Origin of the sequence: Enterococcus camelliae (assembly GCF_042685105.1) — a bacterium.
GTDB lineage: Bacteria > Bacillota > Bacilli > Lactobacillales > Enterococcaceae > Enterococcus_G > Enterococcus_G camelliae.
The window spans coordinates 41,538-48,152 of record NZ_JBHUMO010000025.1 but is presented as its reverse complement, the minus strand read 5'-3'; the positions used below and the strand labels follow the sequence as shown (position 1 = coordinate 48,152).

The window sequence follows — 6,615 nt, the reverse complement described above, 5'->3', positions numbered from 1 at the left end:
ACACATTGATTTCTCAATATGCTGACTGTACGTTTTCGGAACTTGGTTCCGACGAGCGCTTACCCACGACTAAAGTCACGGGTGTGCGCGCTCGGTTCAATCAATCATTGTAACTGCAGCAAGTGCATCCGTTGATTTACGTGCAATGATAACTAAGGAAATCTGCGAAATGACTATCTGAAAAAGATTTGAAGCGATTAAAGGCATGGTAAATGCCTGAATTTTCTTGTTCAACGGTCTCCCCTTTCTGGATAACCCCAGAAAAATATTATTCCTAACTAGCCTCTTCGCATAAGCTAGCCGGAATGAACTTTTTTCCTTCGCGACTATAAGTAGGATACCTATTCATTTGATGAAGATGGCACCAAGGCTGCTACAACTTCTGCAAGTTTCATCCCATTACTACCTTTTAATAGAAGCATATCTGCTGGTTGTAACAATTGTTGCAAATCACTAATCAAAGCAGGTAGCTCCGTTGCATCATATAATTGAAGTGGAATGTCACTGCCCCGTTTGGTTAATTCTTTGGCTAAGTAATCCATTTGCTCACCAACTAGAAACAAACCATTATAATTTTCATGGATGTGATTGGCCATTGCTGCATGCATTTCTGACGATTGTGGCCCTAATTCTAACATATCTGCTAGTACTGCAAAACGGCGCCCTTGCACTGGAAGTTTGCCAAAACTATCCAACACGAGGCCCATCGCTGTAGGATTGGCATTGTAAACATCGCTTAGAATTCGTGTGCCATTTGCGCATTCAAGCCATTGGGTTCGATTTTGTGTCACTTTTACATTCGTGAGGCCTCGACCAATTTGTTCAGCGTTTACACCTAACAATGAACCAATCCCATAAGCAATAAGTGCATTTTTCACATTGTACTTTCCTAACAACGGAATGCTATATTGTTGTCCGTTCAGCGAGAAGGTCGTTTGCTTTGCCTGTTCTTCGATAATGTGTGCAGATAGATTTCCTGCATCGATACCAAATGTCGTGACTGACTGTGAAACAGAGCGCAACAATGATTCTAATAATGGTTCATCACAAGGAACAAAGAGGTGCCCACTCGCAGCTAAACCTGCTGTAATTTCCATCTTTCCTTGTGCAATTCCTTCGCGGGAGCCTAAATTTTCAATATGCGCTTCACCAATCATCGTAATGGCTGCTACGTCAGGTTGAGCGATCATTGACAGTGTGGTTAGGTCCCCTGCATGATCCATCCCCATCTCTAACACTAGCACTTCTGTTTCTTTCGGCATATGTAAAATAGTGTAGGGCATCCCGATTTCATTATTGTAGTTTCCTTGTGTTTTGTAAGTTTTGAATGCTTGAGCTAATACGGAAGCGGTGAAATCTTTCGTTGTTGTCTTTCCATTGCTTCCGGTAATAGCTACCACTTTTGGTGCACAAATGGTGCGATAAAAAGTAGCAATTTTTTGCATTGCTTTTAGACAATCTTCAACAAAAATCACAGCTATTCCTGTAGGTTGCTCTGTTTGACGGCTCCATAACGTTGCGATTGCACCATTGTCAATCGCTTGTTGAATAAAGGTATGACCATCTCTGGCACCCGCTAACGGAATGAACAAATTGCCTGCCTTTATTTTACGACTATCAAATTCTACTCCCGTAATCAACCGACTATCCGCCAATTCAAAACCAAATAAACGGGCTACTTCTTCAATTGTAAACATCTTGATCTCCTTTAAAAAAGAGCATGTCTACTTTTTTAAAAAGTAGCTGCCCTCTTCTTCTCTATTATTTCATGACATCCATTAATAAAGCTTGGCGTTGTTCAAAGCGATTCAAGCCAAGTTGAATCAATTCTTCTATCAAATCACCATATTGCAAACCGGTTTGTTCCCATAAAGATGGATACATACTAAACTGTGTAAAACCGGGCATGGTATTCAATTCATTGAGAAATAGCTCATTTTTACCAGTTAAAAAGAAATCACAACGACTCAGACCACTACCACCTAACATCGTGTAGGCCTTCTTTGCATATTCCTGAGCTTTGATTTGCACATCATCTGGCACTTGTGCTGGGATTTGCATTTCGATTTTGTTATCGATGTATTTTGAATTGTAATCATAAAACGCAACATCTTTAACAATTTCACCCGCCATCGTCGTGCGTACATCTTCATTTCCTAAAATAGCCACTTCAATTTCTCTAGCTTCAATGCCTTGCTCGATAACAGCCCGTGTATCATACTTATACGCTTCTTCCAGCGCTTGTTGCAGTTCTTCACGATTTTCTGCTTTGGATATGCCTACACTGGATCCCATATTCGCTGGTTTGACAAACATTGGATAAAGCATCGATCCTTCACACTGTTCAAAGACTTGTTTGGGATTTTCTTTCCATTGATGTTTTAAAACAGGCACATACGGCACTTGCGGGATACCTGCTGCTTGAAGAATGTACTTCGTCATAATCTTATCCATTCCACAAGCACTGGTCACGACACCCGCACCTACATACGGCATGCCAATGGTTTCTAAAAAGCCTTGGATGGTCCCATCTTCTCCGTTTGGTCCATGCAATAAAGGAAAAACAATCGCCTCGTCTTGGGTGATATCTCCAGGTTGGATAGCCACTCCAGTCGCATCCGCGCCTTTCCAAGTCAAATGCAACACTTCTTTTGATTCAGGTTTTTCTGTCAAAAGTGGTCCTTTTACCCATTCTCCTTTTTTGGAAATAAAAACTAATTGGACTTGATAATACTCATAATAAATCGCTTGTAAAACAGAAAAAGCAGATAAATTGGACACTTCATGTTCCGCGCTTTTCCCACCATATAACAAAATAATTTTCAAAAGTTTTTCCTCCTATAAGGTCACTTTTCAGTAATTTTCTCCCTTATTTTAGCATAAAAACAAGAATATGCCACTAACCCATCCAAAATAATCAAAGCAATTCCCGCGTGTTTACCTTATACTTTTGGTTAACTCCTCTCGTAGCAATGACAAAAATAATTGACGATCTTGTTGGGTGAATGGGTTCGGCCCTTTTACTCTTCGATGCTGTTTGCGCAGTTGGGCATGTTCAAATCGTTGCATCAACAAACCATCAATGGTCTCAGGAAGGTATTCTTTGCCCGAATGATGGAACACGCGCACGCCCTTTGGTAATAATAAGGAAGCAAGCCCATAGTCTTGTGTAATCACCCAGTCCGTTGGTTGAGCAAGCTTCACAATTTCATAATCCGCACGATCCGCTCCTTTTTCCACATAGACAAAAGAAACGAACGAGGGATATTCTTTCATTGTATAATGAGCAATACTAGTGACAATGATTACAGACAGGTGAAACTCTGCTGCTAGTTGAATGACTTTCTCCTTTACAGGTGAGCCATCCCCATCGATAATAAATCGCATGCCATTCTCCTCTTTTCAAAATAATAAAAAAAGCCAACAGATATTCTCTGTTGGCAAGCCAGTGTTATTTCTAACAGATGACACCATTTCCACATAGCTGTCATCCGACACCCTACAATCCGGTAGGTAATTTCTTTTGTGCCTCTGGTTGAGTCGTCAGCAAATGCTAACTTCCTCGGCTCATCGCATGTCAATCATCATACCACACATGCTTCAAAAAAACTAGTTTCCCTCGGCTTTTAGAATGGCTTTGATCTTGGTCGTAATAAGATCGATTGCCACATGATTTTGACCACCTTCTGGAACAATCACATCGGCATAGCGTTTTGTCGGTTCAATAAATTGGTGATACATTGGCTTCACAACGGATAAATATTGATGAATAACCGAGTCCAACGTTCTCCCACGTTCTTCCATATCCCGTTTAATCCGGCGAATAATCCGGATATCGTCATCCGTATCGACATAAATTTTGATATCCATTAACTCGCGCAAACGCTCGTCTTCCAAAATCATGATTCCTTCCAAAATGATTACTTCTTTTGGCTCTTGGTGAATGACTTGGTCGCTACGTGTATGCGCTACATAATCATAAACAGGTATATCAATCGCTTGGTAATGAAGCAGTTGTTCTAAGTGATCAATTAATAGGTCTGTGTCAAATGCCAACGGGTGATCGTAATTGGTTAACAGCCGTTCTTCGAAACTCAAGGCACTTTGGTCTTTGTAGTAAGAATCGTGCTCAAGCATCGTAATGGAATGATTGGGAAAATGATCAAGAATTGCTCGACTCACACTTGTCTTTCCACTTCCTGATCCTCCAGTTACGCCAATAATAATCGGTTTCTTCTTGCCCATTCCATTACCTCTTTCATTCACTTTTTTACACTGTTATCTATTATAGCGAAAATCTCAAAAAATGCTATGTATAATCTTTTTTTCTACCTAATATTCTTCGAGATGGTTCAGCATTGATTCATTTGATTGCTCTTTGTGGCCAACAATTGAGGCAATTCCGTAAGTTGCTGAATCCAAAAGGTACTCGTTACCGTCTGCTCGCCTAGCTGTTTTGGCTGCAAGTAAACGGTGTCGATGCCACTTTGCTTACCACCTTGAATATCCGATGTCAATGAATCACCAATAATCACAAATTGCTCTTTGGATACCTCTGGATTCGCTTGAAAAACAAAATCAAAAAAACGTGGATCTGGTTTTTGAACACCCATATCACCAGAAATAAAAAATTTTTCAAAATAGGGCAATAATTTGGCTTCAGCCAATCGTTTTCTCTGCGTCTTTCCGACACCATTCGACACAATTTGTAGCGAATATCCTTGCTGAGAAAGTACCTGTACAACTTCTAAGCTAGCACCTAGTCGTTGATGTTGCTGCGCGATGCTTTTTCGAAAAGTCTGATCCAGTGCTGTCGGATTACCTGAGAGTTGGCACTCGACTAGCGTTTGAGCAAAACGCCAAATTAACCATTGTTCACGAGTCGCGCGTCCTTTTTCAATATTCTGCCAAGCCAACTGATTGTTCACATGGTAGCGACGAGCAACGCGTTTGGTTAACGGTAATTGCTGCTCACGAAAAGCTACCTGTAATGCTACTTGCTCTGCTGCTTGAAAGTCTAACAAGGTATCGTCAACATCAAACAATAGCACTTGATACGGTCGCATTTGATCTACCTCCTTCGATAAATGGTCTTAATTGTTCCAATTCTGCTGATGCAAGCGGGCGATACCCTCCTACTGGCAGCCCCCTCAATTTAAGTGGTCCAAAAGCAATTCTCTTTAAGAAAGTCACTTTTTTGCCACAAGCCAAAAACATTTTTTTGACTTGATGAAATTTCCCTTCAGACAGACTCACTAGCGCCCAGCTTTCTTTCTCATGACATACTTGAAGTACAAGTTTTGCCGGCTGACATTGAACGCCTCCATGAAATACAATTCCTGTAGCAAAGGCCCGTACATCATCACTAGTCAAGCGAGCATTCACTCGTACCTGATAAATTTTTTCGACTTTCTTCGTCGGGTGTAACAACTGAAAGCCCAAGGGACCATTGCTTGTCACTAACACCAAACCTTCCGTATCCCGATCCAAACGCCCCACAGCATAAAGACCTTCCGAAAAATCCTTTGGGTCAAATAAGTCAAAAATCGTGGGGGCTACTTTGTCATGATTGGCGGTCACATAGCCAGCAGGTTTGTTTACTAACCAATAGCGTTCATACCACTCAATCAATTGGCCATTTACTGTTAGTTGATGCAAGTGACTATCTACATTAAACGCTTGATTTCGTATCATTTGGCCATTCACGCAGACCAAACCCTTTGCAAATAGGCGTTTCATTTCCTTTCGACTTGTTTGTAATTGCATTTCGATTACTTTATCTATACGCATTTTTTTCCTACTTCTATCCGGTTATTTTCCCCATTATACCGTAGCTCTCCAGATGAAAAAAGGGTTATCGTTTGACAATCTTTCTGAAAAGGCCTATCGTTAATAGTGTAAAGTAAATAAGTTTCTCATACACAGCGTTATAACCTGGTGGAGAAAAGTTCAAACAAAACTTTTTGGGGTAGCTGTGACTAGCTACCCTCTTTTTGCGTGTCTCACGTACCACTTAATGTGCAAGAGTAACAAAATTTGCTTAAAAACTACTACCATAAAGGTAGGAAATTTAGGAGGAATTGAGTTATGTCAGTATCATTGGAAGTAAGTAAGAGAGAAGTTCGCCCCCGTTCTTTAAGGAACAAATTACGTCATGAAGGTAAAATCCCTGCAGTTGTGAATGGTTACCAAATTGAAAGTACACCAATTTCACTTGATAATACTGTCATGGAAAAAGTCTTACGTCAACATGGATTAAACACCGTTCTTACCATGGAAATCGATGGCAAAAAAGTCAACACATTAATCCATAAATATACGACAGATACCTTTACATCAAAATTAACACATATAGAATTCTTATCTGTAAACATGAATGAAGTCACTGAAGTAGAAGCCGAAGTCGTTTTAGTTGGTGAAGCTGCAGGCGTGCGTGCGGGTGGAGTCTTGACTCAAACCTTATATGCTGTAACAGTCGCTGCAACACCAGACAAATTACCAGAAAACGTAGAAGTAGACGTGACCGATTTAGAAATTGGTCAATCATTGAGCGTTGCTGACATAAAAGTTACGGGTGATTACGAAATCGTAACCGATGCAGAAGAACAAGTTGTA

General features: G+C 40.6%; 8 protein-coding genes. 1 reads left to right on the top strand and 7 read right to left on the bottom strand.

What is annotated here, in order from left to right; genetic code table 11:
• Positions 1-96: 96 nt before the first annotated feature.
• From ACFSR0_RS03975 to ACFSR0_RS03945, 7 genes are all read right to left on the bottom strand, one after another.
• Entirely contained in the window at positions 97-234 is a 138-nt protein-coding gene (locus ACFSR0_RS03975) for a hypothetical protein (RefSeq protein WP_379980135.1), read from the bottom strand.
• A gap of 107 nt (positions 235-341) precedes the next feature.
• Positions 342-1,697, bottom strand: a complete 1,356-nt coding sequence (locus ACFSR0_RS03970) for a UDP-N-acetylmuramoyl-tripeptide--D-alanyl-D-alanine ligase (protein WP_379980133.1) — start codon at positions 1,695-1,697, stop codon at positions 342-344.
• A 64-nt stretch (positions 1,698-1,761) separates the two neighbouring features.
• A complete protein-coding gene (locus ACFSR0_RS03965; RefSeq protein WP_379980131.1) occupies positions 1,762-2,826 on the bottom strand; it encodes a D-alanine--D-alanine ligase in 1,065 nt (354 codons plus the stop codon).
• 111 nt (positions 2,827-2,937) lie between these two features.
• Positions 2,938-3,387 carry a YaiI/YqxD family protein gene (locus ACFSR0_RS03960; RefSeq protein WP_379980129.1) on the bottom strand — a complete coding sequence of 150 codons (450 nt, stop codon included), beginning with the start codon at positions 3,385-3,387 and terminating at the stop codon, positions 2,938-2,940.
• A 222-nt stretch (positions 3,388-3,609) separates the two neighbouring features.
• Positions 3,610-4,245 carry a uridine kinase gene (udk, locus tag ACFSR0_RS03955; protein WP_379980127.1) on the bottom strand — a complete coding sequence of 212 codons (636 nt, stop codon included), beginning with the start codon at positions 4,243-4,245 and terminating at the stop codon, positions 3,610-3,612.
• A 107-nt stretch (positions 4,246-4,352) separates the two neighbouring features.
• On the bottom strand, positions 4,353-5,066 hold the full coding sequence (locus ACFSR0_RS03950) for a YjjG family noncanonical pyrimidine nucleotidase (RefSeq protein WP_379980125.1): 714 nt from the start codon (positions 5,064-5,066) through the stop codon (positions 4,353-4,355).
• Entirely contained in the window at positions 5,038-5,790 is a 753-nt protein-coding gene (locus ACFSR0_RS03945; RefSeq protein ID WP_379980123.1) for a pseudouridine synthase, read from the bottom strand. Before ACFSR0_RS03945 ends, ACFSR0_RS03950 begins: the two co-directional genes overlap by 29 nt.
• Positions 5,791-6,087: 297 nt before the next feature.
• On the opposite strand from ACFSR0_RS03945, the gene ACFSR0_RS03940 reads away from it, so the two are divergent.
• On the top strand, positions 6,088-6,615 hold a 528-nt coding region (locus ACFSR0_RS03940), incomplete at its 3' end, for a 50S ribosomal protein L25/general stress protein Ctc (protein WP_379980121.1).